At 61.0% G+C, this 19597-nt stretch carries 15 protein-coding genes and 1 pseudogene; 1 reads left to right on the forward strand and 15 read right to left on the reverse strand.

From position 1 onward, the window contains the following. Window positions 1-514 precede the first annotated feature (514 nt). Window positions 515-678: pseudogene (locus tag QEH68_RS21015) on the forward strand (CsbD family protein); the annotation flags it as partial. Window positions 679-1206: 528 nt separating this feature from the next. On the opposite strand, the gene QEH68_RS21020 reads toward QEH68_RS21015, so the two are convergent. The 15 genes from QEH68_RS21020 to QEH68_RS21090 form a co-directional block, all read right to left on the reverse strand. Continuing rightward, window positions 1207-2742, reverse strand: a complete 1536-nt coding sequence (locus tag QEH68_RS21020; protein WP_280624931.1) for an aldehyde dehydrogenase family protein — start codon at window positions 2740-2742, stop codon at window positions 1207-1209. Between the two features lie 64 nt (window positions 2743-2806). Next, entirely contained in the window at window positions 2807-3832 is a 1026-nt protein-coding gene (locus QEH68_RS21025) for an aldo/keto reductase (protein WP_280624933.1), read from the reverse strand. Window positions 3833-3842: 10 nt separating this feature from the next. Continuing rightward, a complete protein-coding gene (locus QEH68_RS21030; RefSeq protein ID WP_280624935.1) occupies window positions 3843-4946 on the reverse strand; it encodes a Gfo/Idh/MocA family oxidoreductase in 1104 nt (367 codons plus the stop codon). Window positions 4947-5047: 101 nt separating this feature from the next. Next, a complete protein-coding gene (locus QEH68_RS21035; protein WP_280624937.1) occupies window positions 5048-6052 on the reverse strand; it encodes an ABC transporter permease in 1005 nt (334 codons plus the stop codon). A 2-nt stretch (window positions 6053-6054) separates the two neighbouring features. Next, entirely contained in the window at window positions 6055-7572 is a 1518-nt protein-coding gene (locus tag QEH68_RS21040) for a sugar ABC transporter ATP-binding protein (RefSeq protein WP_280624939.1), read from the reverse strand. Continuing rightward, window positions 7569-8507, reverse strand: a complete 939-nt coding sequence (locus QEH68_RS21045; protein ID WP_280624941.1) for an ABC transporter permease — start codon at window positions 8505-8507, stop codon at window positions 7569-7571. The genes QEH68_RS21040 and QEH68_RS21045 overlap by 4 nt, the downstream gene beginning before the upstream one ends. A gap of 89 nt (window positions 8508-8596) precedes the next feature. Beyond that, window positions 8597-9706 carry a sugar ABC transporter substrate-binding protein gene (locus QEH68_RS21050; protein WP_280624943.1) on the reverse strand — a complete coding sequence of 370 codons (1110 nt, stop codon included), beginning with the start codon at window positions 9704-9706 and terminating at the stop codon, window positions 8597-8599. 292 nt (window positions 9707-9998) lie between these two features. Then, window positions 9999-11000 carry a LacI family DNA-binding transcriptional regulator gene (locus QEH68_RS21055; RefSeq protein WP_280624945.1) on the reverse strand — a complete coding sequence of 334 codons (1002 nt, stop codon included), beginning with the start codon at window positions 10998-11000 and terminating at the stop codon, window positions 9999-10001. Window positions 11001-11255: 255 nt separating this feature from the next. After that, window positions 11256-12863, reverse strand: coding sequence for a GMC family oxidoreductase N-terminal domain-containing protein (locus QEH68_RS21060; protein ID WP_280624947.1), 1608 nt, complete (start codon window positions 12861-12863; stop codon window positions 11256-11258). A 204-nt stretch (window positions 12864-13067) separates the two neighbouring features. Beyond that, window positions 13068-14198: a glycerate kinase gene (locus QEH68_RS21065; protein WP_280624948.1), complete on the reverse strand. Its 1131-nt coding sequence runs from the start codon at window positions 14196-14198 to the stop codon at window positions 13068-13070. Window positions 14199-14327: 129 nt separating this feature from the next. After that, window positions 14328-15110, reverse strand: coding sequence for an SDR family oxidoreductase (locus tag QEH68_RS21070; RefSeq protein ID WP_280624950.1), 783 nt, complete (start codon window positions 15108-15110; stop codon window positions 14328-14330). Window positions 15111-15112: 2 nt separating this feature from the next. Next, complete coding sequence (locus tag QEH68_RS21075; RefSeq protein ID WP_280624952.1) at window positions 15113-16261, reverse strand: dihydrodipicolinate synthase family protein; 1149 nt, start codon at window positions 16259-16261, stop codon at window positions 15113-15115. Then, window positions 16258-17106 carry a sugar phosphate isomerase/epimerase family protein gene (locus QEH68_RS21080; protein WP_280624954.1) on the reverse strand — a complete coding sequence of 283 codons (849 nt, stop codon included), beginning with the start codon at window positions 17104-17106 and terminating at the stop codon, window positions 16258-16260. The genes QEH68_RS21075 and QEH68_RS21080 overlap by 4 nt, the downstream gene beginning before the upstream one ends. A gap of 103 nt (window positions 17107-17209) precedes the next feature. Beyond that, complete coding sequence (locus tag QEH68_RS21085) at window positions 17210-18583, reverse strand: MFS transporter (RefSeq protein ID WP_280624956.1); 1374 nt, start codon at window positions 18581-18583, stop codon at window positions 17210-17212. A 51-nt stretch (window positions 18584-18634) separates the two neighbouring features. Then, entirely contained in the window at window positions 18635-19498 is an 864-nt protein-coding gene (locus tag QEH68_RS21090; protein ID WP_280624958.1) for an alcohol dehydrogenase catalytic domain-containing protein, read from the reverse strand. Window positions 19499-19597 lie beyond the last annotated feature (99 nt).

Consider the following 19597-nt stretch of genomic DNA (forward strand, 5'->3'; position numbering starts at 1 on the left):
CAGGAATCGAATCGCTGGAGCTACCTGTTCGAGGTGTCCTCGGCTTCAGCAGGGAGGCCTTCGCATGGGTACGTCTGTAAAGGTTGGTGTTTGCTTGGACACTGCGGCTGTGGAGGATTGGTCGGAGGATGTTGAGCAGCTGGCGGACTTGATCGTTGGCGCTGAGGACATTAGGGCCTTCCTTGACGGGATGGCCGGTCTCGGGGCGGCAGTGATGTCTAGGTCGGCCGGTGCCCGCATTGAGTGTGCTGTGACGTTGGGCGGCGGAAGCGTACTGCGACAATCGGCGGGAGCAGCGACCGAGCGATGTTGCTGGACCGGATCGAGTTGCACCGGCAGCCATGCTGTCGAGTTCGTCGCCTGATTCGACTAAGGCTGTGATCATCAATATCGGGGGTACCGTGGTTCCCCAGCTTGACCCGTCCGACGGACTACTCCCGGCCCACGAATACCCGTGCATTCCAGTTTATAGCCGTGGCCGAATGCGAACGACTGCCAACCAGAGGAGGAAACCATGGGAGTGGTCGACCAGACTGAAAACGCTGGCGAGACGGCCGCAAGGGCAAAGAAGCGGCAGGCTCGGCCACAGGCGACGACAGCCTGCGGACCGAAGGCCAGGCCGACCAAGCCAAGGGCGATCTGAAGCAGGCCCGCGAGAAGGTTAAGGACGCGTTCAAAGGGACTGGCCAGACCACGGCGAAGGACGCGCCCAGCGAACGGGGCGCGTCCTTTTGCTAGCCCGGGAGTGCAGCGATTTAAGCAATAGCTACGCGGTGTCGTCGTCCGATGCCCAGCCGCAGTGTCGGATGACGACGTGTTCCCTGCAGTCAAATACCCTTCGTCCTGAGCCCGAATCGGGGAGGACCCATAGGACGCCTATTTCGCTGGTGAGTACGACAGTTGCCTTGTAGGGGGGATTTCCGGACTCGGCTACAGTTACGCGGTCCCCGGCGTGGAAGTGCAACCAGTTCTGTCCAAGGCTGTGCTGGGCCAAGGGTCATCTTCCTTTCTCTTCTACAAGGGCTGCCTTGCGTCCACACGGTTTGGCCCGCCGGCCTCGTGGTGTTCGCCCGGCATGCCTGCGTAGTGCCATGCGTATTCGGAGTACGCTGCCGAAAACTTCCGGATGGCAGCCCGCAAATAGTTCAGGGCCAGCTCCCTTGGTGATTGTCGGATTGTGGGTCCTGCCTGCAGGGTTCGCATTGTCTATCCCGCTCCCGTGTTGTCCGTATCGCGGAAGAACGGCTCATGCTTCCCAGTCCTGATTTGAATGGTTTTGATCTCGGTGAACTCGTCAAAGCCTGCCTGGCCCATTTCCCTGCCATACCCGCTGTTTTTCACGCCTCCGCCGGGCAGTTGAGGGGCCCCGTCGATCGTCGTGTTGATCCATACCGTACCGCTGCGCAGGGCGCGTCCTACGGATAGAGCTGTGTCGATGTTCTTGGACCAAATGGTGTTGGCCAGCCCAAACTCGACAGCGTTGGCAAGGGAAATGGCTTCATCAGTGCTGGCGAACCGGGTCACGGTGAGCACGGGTCCAAAGATCTCTTCGAGGAAGGCGGGATTTGCCGCGTCCACCTGGTCGAGAATCGTTGGTGCGACGAAGTAGCCCTGCCGAAGTTCTGCCGTGTCGAGCTGCGTCCCGCCTGTGATGACTTTCGCTCCCCGTTCCTGAGCCACGCTGATATAGTCCAGAACGGTTTTCAGGTGGTCGGCGTGGATCAAAGCCCCAATGTCGGATTCCTCATCCAAGGGTTGTCCTACAGCGAGCCGCTGGGCGCGCTGTACGAGGGCAGCCAAGAATGTCTCTGCTATGTCCTCATGAATCAGGAGCCGGGCTCCGGAGACGCAGCACTCCCCCTGATTGAAGAAGACGCCGAACAGGACGCCTTCAACTGCTTCGTCGATGTTTGCATCGGGGAAGACGATTGTTGCGGCCTTGCCGCCCAGTTCCATGGAGAGCCGTTTGCTGTTTACCCCGGAGGCCTCAATGATCCGCCGGCCTACCGTGGTGCTGCCTGTGAACGACAAAACATCGATGTGTTCCGATTCCGCGAAGTGCTGGCCCACCACTGAACCGCGGCCGGTGACTACGTTGAATACGCCCGCGGGTACCCCTGCCTCTGTAGCCAGTTTCGCTATTTCCAGTGTTGTTCCGGAGGTGACCTCAGCGGGCTTCGCAACGGCTGTGCAGCCCGCGGCCAGCGCGAAGGGGAGTTTTTGCATCAGCAGCAACAACGGAAAATTCCAGGGCGTGATCATTCCTACGACACCGGCTGGTTCGCGCGTTACAAGTCCGGTGAACCCTGGACCAAGGTTGGTGTGGACGTCGCCGTGCATGGTCAGTGCCAAAGCGGCAGCGTATTCGGTCAAGCCGATGCTGCCCTGGACGTCTCCTCGTGCAAGGCGCAGCGGTTTGCCGGTTTCCTCTGCCTCGATGCGGGCCAGTTTTTCAAAATCGCGTTGCATCAACGATGCCAACCGATTCAGGATGCGGGAGCGGTCCTGCCCGGACAGATGAGGCCAGGTACCTTCGTCGAAGGCGTCGCGGGCTGCCTTGACTGCTTCTTCGGCTTCTTCTGCTGTACCGGAAGAATAGCGGGCAACCAGCTGGCCGGTTGCCGGAGAGTTGCGGTCCACTGTCTTGGAACCCTGGGCACGTACGCTGCCGCCGATGTAGTGGCCGTAGGTGCGGAACGGGGTTTCCGTGGTTGGTGTTTGGACGTTCAGATCGACGTTCACGTCAGTCTCCTATCGATGGTGAGCGGGGCTCGGGTGCGGCCGGTTCTTGGCGCTGAGTCGATACTTAGTCGGAACCGGAGGGGATTGGCGCGTCCGGTCTCAGCAGACCGTTGTCGCGCAGGTCCTGCCACAGTTGGTCAGGGATGCTGAGTTTCAGGAACTCAGCGCTGTTCTGTTGTTGCTCTGGGCTGCGCGAGCCGATGCAGATGCTGGTCACGGCAGGGTGGGAAGCAGCGAATTGAAGGGCGGCCGCGGGAAGCGGCACACCGTGGCTGTTGCAGATGACCTCAATGCGGCCCGCACGGTCCATGACGTCCTGAGGGGCGGGACCGTAGTTGAATTTTGCCCCCTCCTTTGGACCGGTTGCCAGTACTCCGCTGTTGTATACCCCGCCCAGCACGACCCCGATGCCTCTGATCTCACACAGGGGTAGCAGATCATCGAGCGGTTCCTGTTCCAGGAGCGTGTAACGGCCGGCCAGCAGTACGCAGTCCGCATCTGTTTCCTTGATGGCAGCAAGACAGACGTCGGCCTCGTTTACGCCGATACCAACGGCGGTGACGACACCCTCATCCCGGAGCTTGGCCAGGGCGGGAAAACCCTCATCGACTGCCTGGCGGAACATCTCAGGTTGATTGCCGCCGTGGGTATAGCGGTCGATGTCGTGCATGTAAACGATGTCGAGGTGATCCGCGAGCAGTCTTTTCAGGCTGTCCTCAACGGAGCGCATGATTCCGTCATAGGTGTAATCGAAGGCAGCCGCAAAGGGGGCAGGATCCTTCCATAATCCCGAGTCGATGGTCGACGGGTTTGCGGGAGTCAGAACTCTCCCGGCTTTGGTCGACAGGACGTAATCGGCCCGGGTGCGCCTTTGTAGGGCACGGCCCAGCCGCAGTTCGCTGAGCCCGTGCCCGTACAGCGGTGCCGTATCAAAAGTACGGATACCCAGGTCCCACGCCTGATCGACGAGTTCGGCCGCAGAGGCGTCGCTGATGGGTCGGATGAAATTACCGATGATCGTGGCGCCGAAGGACATGGCCGTAAGTTCAAGGTGGCTTCTGCCCAGGGGATGTTTACGCTGTGCACGCATTTCGGGTGTCCTAGGATCGCCGGCCTGCCGTTGCCGGCTGAGCACCGCTTGAATAGTGGGGTTGGACCGGCTTTCCGAGCTTGGCTGACTCGTAGATCGCGGCGATGATTTCCAGTGATTTCAGAGCCTCCTCACCGGTGACGGCTGGTTCGGTGTCATTGAGGACTGCTGATACAAAGTCCGCAACCTGCAGCCGGTGGAAGGGCATGAGTTCCGCGTTGATCTGGGCGATGGGGATGTTGGTACCGAGGCCCTTGTCGAAAAGGTCCACGTGGTCTTCCTCGCCCGGGATGGCCCAGAGATCGCAGACGCCGGCCGCTCCTTCGGGGAATTCGCTGACGCTGGCCGATGCTCCGTTGTGGCCGATGATGTGTACCCGCGCCCCGACGCTGGGGTTGGCTGCGGTGGTCGCGTGGACTGTGGCGACGGCGCCTGATGCGAAATTCAGGGTTGCCACGGCGACGTCTTCGACTTCGATTTCGCCGGTGAAGACCAGCGTGCGGATCTGTGCGCTGACTTCGACCACGTCGCCCATGTACCACTGAAGCAGGTCGATGTAGTGAATGCCCTGTGTCATGAGGACCCCGCCGCCGTCCGTTTCCCATGTCCCGCGCCACGCGGCAGAGGAATAGTATGCCGAATCCCTGTGCAGCAGAATTGAACAGCTTCCCAGGATGGGCTGGCCGATCCGGCCGTCATCGAGAGCTGCCCGAAGTGCCCGGGCAGCTGGCCAGAAGCGGCGCTGGAACAGGACACCCAGTTTCACTCCGGCTTCGTGCGCCGCCACCGTCATCCGCCTGGCGGACTCCGAGGATATTGCTATGGGCTTTTCGCACAGAATGTGGACCCCGCGACTGGCGGCTTCGACGACTACCTGCTCGTGGGTCGGATGGGGGGTGCAGACACTAATGATATCCACGTTCAGGTCCAGCAATTTAGCAATGCTGTCGACCGCATGTGGGATCTGCCGGTCGGATGCAAACTGTTCCGCTCGGCCCAGATCGACATCGCAGACACCAATGACTTCGGCGTCTTCCAGTGACTTGTAGGCCTGAAAATGGTTATCGGAGATGTTGCCGCAGCCGGCAATCCCGACTCGTAGCTTCTTGGTCATATCATCTGCTCCTTGGCGTCTTCGCCTTCTAGGTAATGGGGTGGTCGTGGTGGGTGAGAGTGCTCTTCCGGCGCTGCTCGGGCAGGAACCCTCATGCGGGTTCAGGCGACTGCGGTTCCGCGTCTGCGGTCGACTGTTGCGGCGATCGCCAGGATGACGATGAGGCCGTAGAGGATGGGCTGGTAGGCGGAATCTACGCCGACGAGGTCAAGTCCGACCCGTAAAAGGGCGATGACCAATGATCCGAGCAGAATCCTGCCGATTCCTCCGACTCCCCCTGATATCGCGCATCCTCCGACGATGACGGCGGCGATGCTTGGCAGCAGCAGCGAGTCGGATGTTGTCGCCCCGGCAGATTGGAGCTGAGCTACCTGGAAGACGGCGGCTAGGCCGGACATCGCACCGGACAGCGAGAAGATAAGGACCACTACTCTCGTGGTGCGGATGCCGCTGAAGGCTGCTGCGCGCTCGTTAAACCCGATGGCTCGGATCCGGCGGCCGAGGGGGAACACTTTCAGGACGGCCATCAGCGCTGCGGTGAGCAGCAGGACGATGAGGAAGGAGATAGGAACTCCGTACAGGCGGAAGGAGATCCATTCAACGTTGCCGTATCCGGTGGTCACGAGGATGGAATCTGCGCCGGAGAGCCAGAGAGCGAGGCCGGCGAAGACACCGAGGAACCCCAGGGTGACGATGAATGACGGGAGTTGGGTGCTGACATGGACGACGCCGATGAGGAGGCCGAGAAGCGTTGACACGATCAGGACTGCTGGCACGGCCCCGGGGCCCATGCTGTCCAGCATCTTGGCCAGCAGGACGCCGGTGAGGCTTGCCAACCCTGCGTTGGCCAGTGTGATGCGTCCGGTCAGGACGACCAGTCCCTGGGCGATTGCCAGCAGCACCAGGGGCGCGGATTGTTCCAGCAGGGACATCAGGCTGGGGAACCGAAGGAATGAGTTGTCGTAAGCGCTGACGATTATGACCAGGACGATCAGTACGAGCACCGGAGCTATGCCTAGAGTGTGGAGCTGCTTTAGTCTGCTGGTGGCCGGACCCGCGGATGCCGCTGGGGTCTTGTCTGCGGTCACGGAGTGCTGTCCAGTCATGGTCAGACCATCTTTTCGAGTACGTCGGTACGGTGAGGCCGGTTTCCGGGGCTGCTCGCCATTTCGCCGGTGATGCGTCCGTCTTTCATCGTCAGAACGCGGTGGCTCATGGAGATTCCCTCTTCGAGGGTGTCTGCGATGAGCAGGACAGCCAAGCCTTTAGCTGCCAGGTCCCTAATCAGGGCATAGACGTCTGCTTTTGCCCCCACGTCTAGGCCTCGGGTGGGAGTGTCCAGAATCAGGAGTTTGAGGTCAGGATCCAAAAGCCATTTGGCCAGGACTACTTTTTGCTGGTTGCCACCGGACAGGTTGCGGATGGAGGTGTCCGGGGAGGGCGTTTTGACGCGCAGGGTCTCTATCCAGCCACGGACTGTTTTCTTTTCCAGAGCGGGATTGAAGAATGGGCCGGAGCTGACGCGATCGGGGTGAGCCAGTGTCAGGTTCTCCGCTACGCTCATGGCAAGCACGGCGCCGTCCACCTTACGTTCGGAGGGGATGTAGCCGACTCCCTTGCGTACGGCGTCTGCCGGAACCCGGAGCGCCAGCGGCTCGCCGTCGAGCCGGATCGTGCCTCCTGTGGTTGGGATTGCCCCAAAAATAGCCCGGCCAATGTCTTCACGACCGCTTTCCTGCACGCCCATAAGGCTGACAACTTCACCTTGGGCAATAGTGAAGGAGACGTCGTGAAACGACCTGCTTGAGAGGTTCTTGACCTCCAGGCGTGCCGTCGACCGGGCTTCAAGCTGCTTGTTTTCGTGGTAGTAGCCGGCATGGTGTTCGTGTCCGACCATCATGGAGAACATTTGGTCCATCGTCACCTCGCCGGGGACGCATTCGCCGACTACTTCTCCGTCGCGCATGACATATACGCGATCGCAAATCTCCAGGACTTCTTCAAGCCTGTGGGACACAAAGACGACACTGGCTCGTTTGCGGAGTTCGCGCACGATCCGGAAAAGCGTTTGAATCTCCTCGTGTTCGAGCACGGAAGTGGGCTCGTCGAGAAGGATCACAGGATCATGGCTACTCCGCTGGCCCGATGCCAGGGCTTTGGCGACCTCGACCATCTGTCGTTTTGCGAATGACAGATGGTGCGTGGGTGTCTCGGCTTTCAGCCCTCCACCCACAATGTCCAGGTATTCCTGCGCACGTTGGTTGAGCTTTGACCATCGGTAAACGCCCTGTTTGACCGCATCGCCTTCGTTCCCGAGCAGAACGTTCTCCCCCACGGTGATATTTTCCAGCAGTGATTGTTCCTGGAAAACCATAGCGATGCCGCGCTTGTTGGCCTCGGTGACGCCCCGCAGGACCACTTCCGTGTCCTGGGCGAGCATTGTCCCGCTGTCCGGGCGCTGTATTCCGGTGAGGATCTTCAATAGTGTCGATTTTCCGGCGCCGTTTTCTCCGATCAGGCCGACAACTTCGTGAGGTCGGACTTCGAGAGATACGTCCTTCAGGGCGCGAACGCCGGGGAAGGACTTGGAGACTTGGCGCAGTTCCAAGGCAGGAGCACTGTTCATTTGACGACTCTCAATCTCTGTCGGGAACGCCAGAGGGCGATCGTGGCAGCGACGAGGACAACCACGCCTTGGACTGCCTGCTGGATATAGGAGCTGACGCCACCGAGAACCATGGCGTTGGCTATGGCCACAATGACGATGACCCCAACCACGGAGTGGATCACCCCTCCCCTGCCACCGGTCAGGAGAGTGCCGCCGATGACGATTCCAGCGATGGTGGTGAAGAGCAGACTGCCGCCGATGCCGACGTCCCCTACTCCCGTCCTGGTCGTGGCCATCACAGCGGCGAGTCCCGCGGCGGCACCTGCGATCACGAAGGACAACGTTCGGTACTTTTTGACGTGGATGCCTGAGAGCAGGGCTGTTTCTTCGCTGCCTCCGATGACGTAGGCATAGCGTCCGAATCGGGTCCGGGTTTGAAGGAACCATCCGATGGCCACTACCAGCACGGCAAGCCATACGACGCCCGCAACCCCTGCATAGGTTCCGTTGGCCAGATCGCGGACCCCGTCGTCAAGAACGCGTGGAGGCTTCCCGCCGAAGAGGAGCAGTCCGATCCCGAGTCCTATCTGCCAGGTGCCTATCGTGACGATGAATGAAGGCACCCTGAGGACGGAGACCGAAAGGCCGGCCAGAAGTCCCAGGGCCGCTCCGACTGCGCATCCTGCCGGGATGACCCATAGCCCGAGGCTGAGGGTATTGCGGTCATTGGCCAGAAGCAGGGCACTGCTCAGTGATGCCGCAGCCATGACCCCTGCCACGGATAGGTCGATTCCGCCCATCAGGATGACAAATGTCAGGCCGACAGCGACGACGACCGGGATTGCGCTTTGTTCTGCCACCGCCCGGATGTTGTTTCCGGACAGGAAGGCCGGATTCACGAACAGCATTACCAGCACGATCATGAGCAGGACGATCAGTGCGGCAAATGGCACCCTATCGAAATGGGCGGCGATCCATCCCTTAGGGCTTTTGGTCAGTTGCGGGTCCGGTTTTGCCGGTAGCTCTGTCGAAAGCTTCTCGGTCACTTGATCGGGTCACCCGTCTGGGACCAGATATCGGACAGGTTGAATTTCGAGATGTCAGCCGGATCAGGGACGCTGGAAGTGGTGGATGAGGTTATCGCGGGCAGTGCTTTGAGGTAGAAGGACCGGTGTTCCTTCGGTTCCTTGGCTGGGTCGAATTCCCCGGTGGCGGCCGCCAACCCGATGGCCAGGCCGTAGGAGGCCTGCGCGGCGGCCGTGGACTGTGTCGTGGCAACGTAGCCCGTCTGCGGGTTCTTGACATTCTTGACCGCCTCGGCCAAACCGTCGATACCGCTGACCTTGATGGCGCCCTGCTTGCCTGCGTTCTTCACGGCCTCAAGCGCACCGAGGGCCATGGCGTCATTAGCTGTCCAAACGCCGCCTATTTTATCCCCGTATTTGGTCAGGAAGGTCTGCGTCACGTTCTGACCCTTGGTACGGTCCCATTCTGCCGTCTGTTCCTCCAGCAGGGTGATACCCGGGTACTCCTGCAGTGCTTTCTGCAGGCCAGCAAAGCGCTCCTTGGCTGGCGGGTTGTCCAGGATGCCTTGAAGGGCGACGACCGAGCCTTTGCCGCCCATGCTCTCAAACAACGCCTTGGCGGTGTCGTAGCCCTGCGGGACGCCGTTCACGGACATGTGGGCCACCCAGTGAGCCGAGCTGCTCTCGGGGCTCAGGCCGTCAGGCTTGTTCCACTGGGTGACCAGCCAAGCGCCGGCCTTTTCGGCTTCCTTGACCACGGAGGGGACTACTGAGGACTCGTTGGCGTCAAGGTTGATCACAACGCAGTTGCCGCCTTTGGCCAGGATGGACTTGATCTGCCCCAGCTGCTTGGAGGAGTCGCCGTCGCTGGCAATCCACTGGTACTTGGACTCGAGGCCCTTGGATGCAGCGAATTTACGGGCGGCTGCATCGATGGAAACGTAGTACTCGTTTTCGAGGCCACGGCCCGACTGAACGAGAGTGACATCCTCCGGCTTGCAGCTACCGGCGGTCTTCTGCGTGTCCTGGCCTCCGGAGGTGACTGCACCGCCGCAGGCGCTGAGCGTCAGCATCGCCGCGATAGCCCCGGCGGTGCCGGCGACGCGAGAGAATCGGAAAATCTCCATTGGTTGTTCCTTCTCTAAAATTTGGGCTGTTCGGAGTTGAACAGGAAAACTGGTTCACGCTGCGGGAGTAAGACACACGACTGGGTTGTCCTTGGCTGCTTGCGGACGGCCTGGGCCGCTGCAGCTCCGGAGGGGTTCCTCGGTGTCTGAAGCCCCATCCTAGTAAGCGCTTACTCTGGGCCAGTTTCAATGATTGTTTATTGGGAGGGGGTTTTATTTAGCTTGAAAGTAAGCGCTTACTAAATTCAAGCACAGTGATCTTGCTAACACAATAGGGTGGGGATGTTTGTTTCTAATGCGCCGGGGGTGGCGCGGTGGAGTCCCTGATGACTACTTCTGCTTTTACCAGGGGTACCTCCGGTACCGCGTATCCGTTCAGCCTTGCCCGGAGGATTTTCCAGGCTTGTTTACCGAGCGCAGCGCGGGGGGTGACGGCCGTGGTCAGCGCAGGGTGCGTAAACTTGGCGAACACGATGTCATCGAATCCGGTGACCGACATGTCCTCGGGTACGCGTAGCCCGCGCTCCCGTAGACGTGCGAGTACACCGCTGGCAACCAGGTCATTGAAGGCGATGATGGCGGTCGGGCCCTCCGCCAGAACTGCGTCTGTTGCGTCATATCCGCCCTCGATGGTTGGTTCGGCTGACAGCGCCGTCGCTTCCAGGCCCATCATCCGGGCCTGTTCGATGGCGCGCCAGCGCTCCTGGTTCTGCCAGGAACTGGCTGGGCCGGCGAGATAGACAGCTTTTCGGTGGCCCAATGATGTGAGGTGATGGCAGATTTCAAGCATGGCGGAGAAATTGTCTACCCCGACCGTTGGAAGGTCCACCCCGTATTCGACCCGGTTAATCAGCACAACGGGGCTGTTGTGGGCGACAAGGGATTTCAGCCCTGTCACATCCATTCGGGAGGACTGAACGATGAGGCCTCCGGCCTGGGAAAGCAGATCTTCGCACATGCTCAGCTCCGTTGCAGGATCGCCACCAGAATCGGCGATGAGCATCCGGTAGCCATCTTTGGCGGCAGCGGCCTGGGCGGAACTGATGATGTCGTAGAAGTAGGGGTTTCCCAGGTCTGGGACGACGACGCCGATGCTGCGGTGGTGCCCTGAAGCCAAGTCCCGGGCTGCACCAAACGGACGGTACCCAAGTGTCGAAGCGACGCGTCTGACCTCGGCTGCCATGGTCGCGTTCACCGATCCGATCCCTGCCAGAACTCGGGATACTGTCGCTGTGGAGACGCCAGCTTCCTTCGCCACCTGGTCAATAGTGACCCGCTGTCCGTTCTGCTTCACATTCTCGTCACCTACCCTTTTCCTTCGGCCCTTGCGGGCAGGGGCACGTCTTGCCGCAGTGTCAGGATGACCAGCACCTTTGGGAGGTGCCGCCCCGGGTGCAGAAGGGGAAACTTCCCCGCCCGGGACGCTGTACGCCGAACCAGGGGTTGTCATACCCGTGGCCGAAAGGCTTTTCTTCACCGCGGTCACCTTACCAGTAATGGCAACCTCGGAACCTTCTTCGTTTGGGGCCCCCGGCACAGGTACCAGCTCCTAGTTCGATGCCCTGATCATATCGACCGCCTTCTCGGCGATCATGACCGTCGGTGCCTGCGTGTTGGAGCTGACGAGCTTGGGCATAATGGATGAGTCAACCACCCGCAGAGCCTCGATGCCGTGCACCTTCAGTTCTGGCGAGACGACAGAGTCGTCGCTGGTTCCCATGGCGCAGGTTCCCACCGGGTGGTAGGACGTCCGCCCGTGGGAACGGACGAACCGCACATACTCGTCCTGTGTGTTGACCTTTTCTCCGCCGGCAAGATGCTCGGCTTTGATGTGCGCCGCCATGGAAGGCTGTTCCATGATGGCCCTGCTCTGGCGCACCCCTTCGATGGCCATCTCGACATCGTAGTCGTCGGCAAGGAAGTTTGGGTCGATCAAAGGTGAAGCGGAGGGGTCAGCGGATGCCAGCCTGACAGTGCCGCGGCTGCGTGGACGAACGAAGTAGGAGTTCAAGGTGGCGCCGAAGCCTGGTTGGACTGACGCGATTCCAGCCTCCACCCCGGCTGCGGGAAGGAAGTGGAACTGCAGATCCGGGGTCTTCTCGCTCTTGTTTCCGTAGCTGAAGCCGCCGGCCTCGACGATGGTGGAGGCCAGGGGGCCGGACTTAAATGCCAGGTACTGGACTCCGGCAATGGCGGTCGCGGTCCTGATTCGATTGAGCCGGTCCATGCTGCCGTAGAGGTTCAGTTCATAGATGATGTCCAGGTCGCAGTGATCCTGGAGGTTTTTCCCGACGCCAGGCAGCGCGTGCACCGTGTCCACGCCGGCAGCTTTGAGGTCCGCCGGGTCTCCAATTCCGGAGAGTTGCAGGAGCTTGGGGGAACCAAAGGCACCCGATGAGACAATCACTTCGCGGCTCGCGGTGTACGTTCGTGCCGTCCCGTTTTCGATGACTTCAACCCCTGTGGCACGCAGGCCGGTCATCACGACGCGCTTGGCCGTGATCGACGTGCGGATCACGAGGTTTTTCCGGTTCCTGGCAGGACGAAGGTAGGCCGTAGCTGCGCTGCATCGCTGCGAGTTCCTGGTTGTTGTCTGATAGAAGCCGATGCCGTACTGGTCCGCTCCGTTGAAGTCGCCGTTGTAGGGCAGACCGAATTCCTGGCCCGCGCGCACGAACGCCCTGGACAGTTCGTGAGGGTGAGCCAGATCCGATACACCCAGCGGCCCCTCCGTTCCATGGAAGGGTGCTGAGAGCCGGGAATTCGACTCGGACCGGATGAAGTACTGGCGCACTTCCTCGGCTGACCATCCGGTGCAGTCGTAGTCCTTGGCCCAACTGTCATAATCCTCGGAAACCCCACGGGTGAAGACCTGGGCGTTGATGGAGCCGCCGCCCCCGAGTACTTTGCCCTGCGCCAGCGGTATCTCACGGCCGTTGCAGTGCTTTTGAGGGACACTGACATAGCCCCACTGGTAAGGGCCTGCGGTCAGCTTGGCGAAACCGGCAGGAACCTGGATGAATGGGTGGCGGTCGGATCGGCCTGCTTCGAGCAAAAGCACTCTCACGCTCGGATCCTCGCTCAGACGGCCGGCCAGGACGGAGCCAGCGGTGCCGCCTCCAGCGATCACATAGTCGAAATTCTCTTCATTTGCCACGGAATCTCCTTTGATTGAACGGGCGGGGGGGTCGTTAGTAAGCGCTTACTCAATGCTCTTTGGTGCAGCTCTCCTTGTCAAGGAGGGTTTTGTGGATTTCGGTCAATTCGAGAGTAAGCGCTATCTTGTCTAGGGACGGGCTGAACCTCATTGGCGACCCTGGACGGCCCAGAGCGGTGAGGCATTGGACCCTGACTCCAGGGTTTAGGAGCGTTGCAGGTTTTGTGCGAGCATCCGACCTGTGGTTTCCAGAAGGGCGGAGGCGTTTTCCAGACAGATCTGCAGGTCGGGTTCAAGGTCGCGGAGAGTGTAAGTCTTGGAAAACCCTGCGGCCTGGAGTTCCTGTCCAGTGAGGTTTGTACTACCGCATACGGCAATAACTGGGATGCCTCTTGCCATGGCAGCTTGCGCAGTGCCTACCGCGGCCTTGCCACCCAGGCTTTGGTGGTCCAGCCGGCCCTCCCCGCTGATGAGGAGGTCGGCGCCGGCCAGCCGGTCCTGGAAGTTCGTCAAATGATGGACAAGTTCCACTCCGGATTCGCGGTGTGCGGCCAGGGCAGCCATCAGGCCGAATCCCACTCCCCCAGCTGAGCCGGAACCCGCGGCCCTTATGGCTTGGGACGCGCTGGGCCCGATTGCCGTGCCCAACACGTGGGCAAAGTGAGCCAGGGCCCGATCCAGCTGTTGAACGTCCTGCTCGTTAGCCCCCTTCTGGGGTCCGAAAACGGATGCTGCGCCGCGCGGCCCCAGTAATGGGTTGTCCACGTCGCTGGCCAGGACGAACCGTGCCGACCGGACGTGCTTGTCCAAGCCGTCCAGCTTGACGCGGGCGATATGTGCAAGAGCCGCACCGCCCCTTGCGACGGGTTTGCCGTCAGCGTCCAGAAATTCTGCGCCGAGCGCGACGAGAAGGCCCGCTCCCCCATCGGTGCCGGCGCTTCCTCCGGCACCGATGATGACCCGGGTACAGCCGCGGGCCAGCGCTGCCCGGATCAGTTGCCCTGTTCCAAAGGTGGTCGATCCCAAAGGATCGAAGGTATTCCCGGGAAGCAGTGCCAAACCTGAGGCCTGGGCGAGTTCGATCACGGCCTCGTGGTCCCGAGTTGCATACGCAGCTCTCACAGGAAGGCCGGTCGGGCCGGAGACCATCTCGAAGTGTTTCGTGAAGCCGGCCGCAACGGTGGCATCCAGAGTTCCTTCCCCGCCATCGGCTATGGGGATTTCCTCGATGACAGTGTCCGGTAAGGCTGCCTTGATTCCGCGTCCGAGGCTTTGAACGGCCTCGGACGCGGAAAGGGAGCCCTTAAATTTGTCGGTTGCTATGACTATTCGCATGTGCTTCCTTCGCACCGTACAGCAGGTGCACGGAGTAGGGCGGGTAGGCGGGCTGAGGACCACTGACAGGCCCGTCCTCCTAGGCCCGGCCTGTCACAGGTTTTCACGCAGAGCGTGCTCTCCCTCTTTTTAGTAGACGGCCCTGCCTCCGGAGAGGTCGAAGACGAACCCGGTCGTATAGGACGCTTCAGGTGAGGCGATGTAATCCACCAAGGCCGCTGCCTCGGCCGGTGTCCCCAGGCGCCCCATAGGGATTCGCTGGAGGTCTTGAGGTGTTGGTGCCTTGCCGCTGATGAAAGGAGTATCGATCTTGCCAGGAGCGATCGCGTTGACCGTTACCCCTGTTGTTGCATACTCCTTGGCCAGGGCTTTCACCAGACCGATGATGCCCGCCTTGCTCGCAGAGTATCCGGCCATCGAGGGCACGCCTTCCTTGCCTGCCGTGGAGGAGAAGTGGATTAGCCGCCCGTAGCCGTTTCCGACCATGAGCGGCAGGACCGCCTTGGAAAGGGCGAAGGCGCCGGTCAGGTTGATCCGGACGAGCCTTTCGAACTCCTCAATCGTTTCCTCTGAAGAGGGCTGGACCTTGCCGAGGATTCCGGCCGTGTTGACAACAACGTCCAGGCCGCCGAGCAGGGACGCTGCCTGCTGGACTGCGGCATGCACGGATGGGCTCTCTGCGATGTCCACGGATAACTGGGGGTGCCGGCCTTCCTTCCCGGGCCACTGTGCAGAAGGAAGGTCAGCACGGATCACTGCGTTCCCGTTTCTGCTGAGTCGGTCAGCCGTGGCCTGGCCAATACCGGAGGCCGCCCCAACCACCAGACAACGCAGTTGCGCCGTCCGGTGGGTGTCGAAGGGAACGCTCTCCTGTTCCTGGCCGGCGAGGCCGATGGTGCTGCCGGCCGCCATGATCACAGCCCCTGTGCGCGGAAGTATGCCGAAGCCCGGGCAGCGGACGCTTCCGGGTCCGGGAACAGGCCGATGCTGTTCGCCGATTCAAACAAGTCAGCCAGATGGACCAATGAGCGGCCCGATTCGAAGCCGGCGAGCATGCGGAAGTGGCTTTGCCATCCGGTCAGGTAGCTAAGCCAGACGACGCCCACCTTGTAGTACTGCGTGGGGGCTTCGAAAATGAGGCGGCTCAGCGGAACTGTCGGTTCAAGGATCTGGCGGAACCCGGTGACGTCTCCGCAGTCAAGTTTAGCGAACGCCGCGGATGCGAAGCGGGGCACCGCAGCGAATGCGCCCAGAAGGGCGTCGCTGTGCCCGTGTTCATCCCCCACAACGAGGTCGGCGTAGTTAAAGTCATCGCCGGTAAAGAGGCTGACTCCTGCGGGGAGCCGGCGCCGGAAGCTGACCTCGTGGTCCTTGTCCAGCAGCGAGATCTTGATGCCCGCGACCTTGTCCTTTTTGGACTCGATGAGCCCAAGAACTGTGTCGGAGGCGTCCGGGATGGAGTTGTGGCCCCAGTATCCCTCGAGGGCGGGGTCAAACATCGAACCCAGCCAATGCAGGATGACTGGATGCTTTGCTGAGTCAAGCACCCTGCCATAAACCTCAAGGTAATCATCTGGACCCTTGGCGGAGAGGGCCAGGTGCCGGCTGGCCATCATGACAACGCGGCCTCCCGCGTCCTCAATCTCGGCCAGCTGCTCGATGTAGGCATCCGCGATGTCTCCCAGGGGATGGGGACCCGGGGCGAGCTGATCGGTTGCGATTCCCACAACGACCAGGCCGTCAACGGCACGTGCTTCGGCCAGCGTGCGCCGGGCGAGGGTGAGTGCTTCCTTGGACCCGAGGCCCATGCCCCGTTGAGCGGTATCCATGCTTTCGGCGATGCCCAGGCCGAGGCCCCAGAGTTCATGGCGGATCTTCAGTGTCGCGTCCCAGTCGATGGCTGAAGATGCGGCGCTTGCCAGCAGGGGGTCGGCCACGACGTGACCCGCGGCGTAAACGATGCGGGACGTCGGCGGTGTGCTGCTGGTTTCCAGGTCAGCTGGTACCGAGAGTTTTATTGTCCGGTGCTGCCCGTCAAGTGCGGGCAGGTCGATGTTGTTCATGTGAGTTTGCGCTCCAATTCGTTCACGGGTTCAGCAACGTAGCGGTCGAAGCCGGCTACAGTGCGTTCAATGATGGTTTCCAGCGGCAATTTCCAGATGTCGTCGTTGAAAATTTCAACCTCCACGGCTTTGGTGTAGCCGGCGCGGCGAACAGAGGCGGTCAAGGATGCCAGATCGATGCTGCCTTCTCCCGGAAACAGCCGACCGTTCATGTTTTCAGGAACCGGCAGGGGCAGCGCGAAGTCACTGACTTGGTACCCGGCGATTCTCGGACCGGCTTTCGCGACGTCGTCGTGGAAGTGGGAGTCCCAGTATGTGGCGTAAGCATCGATGAGTATTCCGACCGTGTCAGCTGGCAGATCCTCAATGACCCGCAGAGCCTGACCGATTGTGGTGACAATGCTCCGACTGTCCACAAACAAGGGGTGCAGCGGTTCCAAGGCCAACCGGACACCGGTGTCCCGGGCAAAAGGTTCGAGCTCCTCCAGCGTGGTGCGCAGCCGCTGCTCGGCGTGGGCGATGCTGCGGTCATTGGCCGGGAGACCGCCCGCGATCAGGGTCAGCATTGGGCTGCCGACCTCGTGGGACAGGTCAAGGGCCCTCTTGACACCGTCCACAGCCGCCCGCAGTTCTGCGCCTTCTTTGTCGGCCAGGAACCCGGCCCGGCACACCGAGCTGACCGACAAACCAGTGTCGGCGAGCAGCTGCTGAGTGCGGGCAATGCCGACCTCTTCGACCGGGTCGATCCAAAGGCCGATGTGGCGGATGCCGGCCCGCGCCGCTGCTTCAGCGGTCTCGATCAGCGGGTACGGGCGGGTGGTGGCCTGGTTGAGACTTAGCTCCATGATTCTCTCCTCGTGTGCTGCTCTGATGTGGACCGGCCTGCCCATGCGGGCAGACTGGGAGACGGCCGTGGCGATGTGACGGGTTTTACCCGGGAATGCTGACTCACGAACGGTCTCCGGTAAGGGCCGGTACGGGCTCTGGCGTTGTCGTGGAGATTGGTTTTCCGAGTTCGCCCAAGGGTGTCCTGAATGTCTCTTTTGCCGTAAGAGCGGTAAGGACCGCGAGTATGGAGATGATGGCGGAAATGACCGCAACGGGGAACCAGTCACCAGGCTTACCTGCAGTGAGTGCCGTATAAACGCTGGGGGCAAAGCCTGCGGCGATCAGGCCGAGCTGAAGACCCAGAGCCATACCTGTCTGACGGACCTTGAGGTTGAACATTTCCGCGAAGAACGACGGGTACGTGGCATTGATTGCTGCGTAAGCGAACGTTACCGAGAGGAATCCTGTGAGGAACAGCAACGGGACGTTTCCGCTTTGGATGGAGCCGAAGTAGGCGAAGATCATCAATGCACAGCCGACGTTGCCTGCAATGAAGACCGGTTTACGTCCGATCCGGTCCGACAGCATTGCCAACAAGGGCTGCGTCACGAGCGCACAGACATGGCTGACGATAAGAACCCAGAGCATGGTGCTGCGCGGAATTCCATAGACGCCGGTGGCCAGGGAGAGCGCGAAAACCTTGATGACGGTGTCAATGGCAAAGGCCAGTGAGCAGAATGTCACTCTGATGATGGAGCCCCAATGAGAGCGGAACACTTCAACAATCGGCACCTTCACCAGTGCGTGTTCCTTTTGGGCCTCAACGAAGGCTTCGGGCTCTTCCAGCTTGGCTCGGATGATAAATCCTCCCAAAGTGACTAAGGCACTCAGCAGGAATGGGATTCGCCATCCCCAGCTCAGCAGCTGGTCTTCCGGCAGCGCTGATATCGGCAGGAAGATGAGTGTGGCCAGAATAAAGCCGGCGACAATTCCATTGGGCGCGAAGCTTGTGAAGAAGGCGCGGCGCCCTTCAGGTGAAACCTCGATGGTGAGCACTGTTGCGGCCGCAGTCTCGCCGCCGACGGAAATGCCCTGCAGGATTCGCAGCGTGACTAGCAAGATGGGTGCCCAGATGCCGATCTGGGCATAGTTGGGCAGGCAGCCCACCAGGAAGGTGGCCGTTCCCATGAGAACGAGGATGAACACCAAGACTTTCTTCCTGCCAATCCGGTCCCCGAAGTGCCCGAGGAGGATCGCACCGATCGGCCGGGCAACGTAAGAGACTGCAAAGGTGGCCAGGGCGGCTATGGTCGCGACGCCGCCTGACTCGGGGAAGAAGATTTTCCCGAATACGAGAGCAGCGGCCAGGGCGTAGATGTAGTTGTCGTAGTACTCGAGCGTTCCGCCGGCCATGCTGGCAACGGCGGCGCGCACAGGACTGTTCTTCTTCGCGTCCGGAGGGTGGGAATTAGCGTGCTGCAGCGATTTGTTCACTGACGTCTCCTTCATTGCAGATTCAGTTGTAGGTGCCCCTGAGGGGGTGAACTAGGGGATGATGATTGTTTTCCCGCGCCCAAGATGTCCGGCGGCGTACGAGGTAATAGCTGCAGGTGCTTGCTCCAGACCATGGACGAGGTCGTTGGGCAAAGCAGCGAGGCCGTGAATGGCCAGAAGCTCGGCGGCCGTGCGGAGGTCTTCTGCCGTGTAGCAGAAGGTTCCCGTGAGGGTCAGTTCATGATGGACGAGGTCCTTCGCGGGCGGCACGGTTCCCCCTTCAGCAAGACCGGCCACGCAGATTGTGGAGCCCCGCTCCATCAGGCCCATAACGGCGCCGATGGTCGTGCCGTTCCCTACAGTGTCGATGGCGACATTCCAGCGTTCCGCCGGTGTTTCTCCCGGGGCGATGGCAGTGACACCGTACTCCTCGATCGTTGCCCTGCGGAGGGCATCTGGCTCTACGACGGTCACGCTGCCGGCACCAAGACTCCTTGCCTGCAGGGCACAAGCCATACCGATCGCTCCGCCTCCGATGATGCCCAGCCGCGCGCCGGAGGTGACTCCGGCACGCGAGCAGGCATGGACACCGACGGCCAGAGGCTCAACGAGGCCCAAGGACTTCGGGTCTGGGTTCCCGGGGACAGGGATGGTCTGAACTGCATCAACAGTAATTTGCGTTTGCAACCCACCGTCGAGGTCCAGGCCCATCAGGCGACGCTCGCTGCACAGTGCACGGGAGCCTGTAGCGCACTCAGGGCAGTTTCCACAGACTATGTTGGGGTCAACGGCTACTAACTGTCCGACGCTGCGGTCAGCGACAGTGGCACCGACTTCTACGATGGTGCCGCCGAACTCGTGTCCAAGAACGGTCCCGGCAGGCACGCCGGGATAGTCGCCCCTCCAGATGGTCACGTCAGTGCCACATACGCCAACGCTCTCGATGCGTACAACTACCTCGTTCGGTGCGACTGTCCGGGAGGACTTACGCCCCCTGAGATAGAGCTGTTCCGG

It is taken from the genome of Paenarthrobacter sp. OM7 (assembly GCF_029873575.1).
GTDB lineage: Bacteria > Actinomycetota > Actinomycetes > Actinomycetales > Micrococcaceae > Arthrobacter.

Bases quoted from the DNA above. Each gene is read 5' to 3' on its own strand.
- QEH68_RS21025 (WP_280624933.1), bottom strand. From the start codon at position 3,832: ATGCGTGCACAGCGTAAACATCCCCTGGGCAGAAGCCACCTTGAACTT.
- QEH68_RS21030 (WP_280624935.1), bottom strand. From the start codon at position 4,946: ATGACCAAGAAGCTACGAGTCGGGATTGCCGGCTGCGGCAACATCTCC.
- QEH68_RS21035 (WP_280624937.1), bottom strand. From the start codon at position 6,052: ATGACTGGACAGCACTCCGTGACCGCAGACAAGACCCCAGCGGCATCC.
- QEH68_RS21040 (WP_280624939.1), bottom strand. From the start codon at position 7,572: ATGAACAGTGCTCCTGCCTTGGAACTGCGCCAAGTCTCCAAGTCCTTC.
- QEH68_RS21050 (WP_280624943.1), bottom strand. From the start codon at position 9,706: ATGGAGATTTTCCGATTCTCTCGCGTCGCCGGCACCGCCGGGGCTATC.
- QEH68_RS21065 (WP_280624948.1), bottom strand. From the start codon at position 14,198: ATGCGAATAGTCATAGCAACCGACAAATTTAAGGGCTCCCTTTCCGCG.
- QEH68_RS21070 (WP_280624950.1), bottom strand. From the start codon at position 15,110: ATGGCGGCCGGCAGCACCATCGGCCTCGCCGGCCAGGAACAGGAGAGC.
- QEH68_RS21075 (WP_280624952.1), bottom strand. From the start codon at position 16,261: ATGAACAACATCGACCTGCCCGCACTTGACGGGCAGCACCGGACAATA.
- QEH68_RS21080 (WP_280624954.1), bottom strand. From the start codon at position 17,106: ATGGAGCTAAGTCTCAACCAGGCCACCACCCGCCCGTACCCGCTGATC.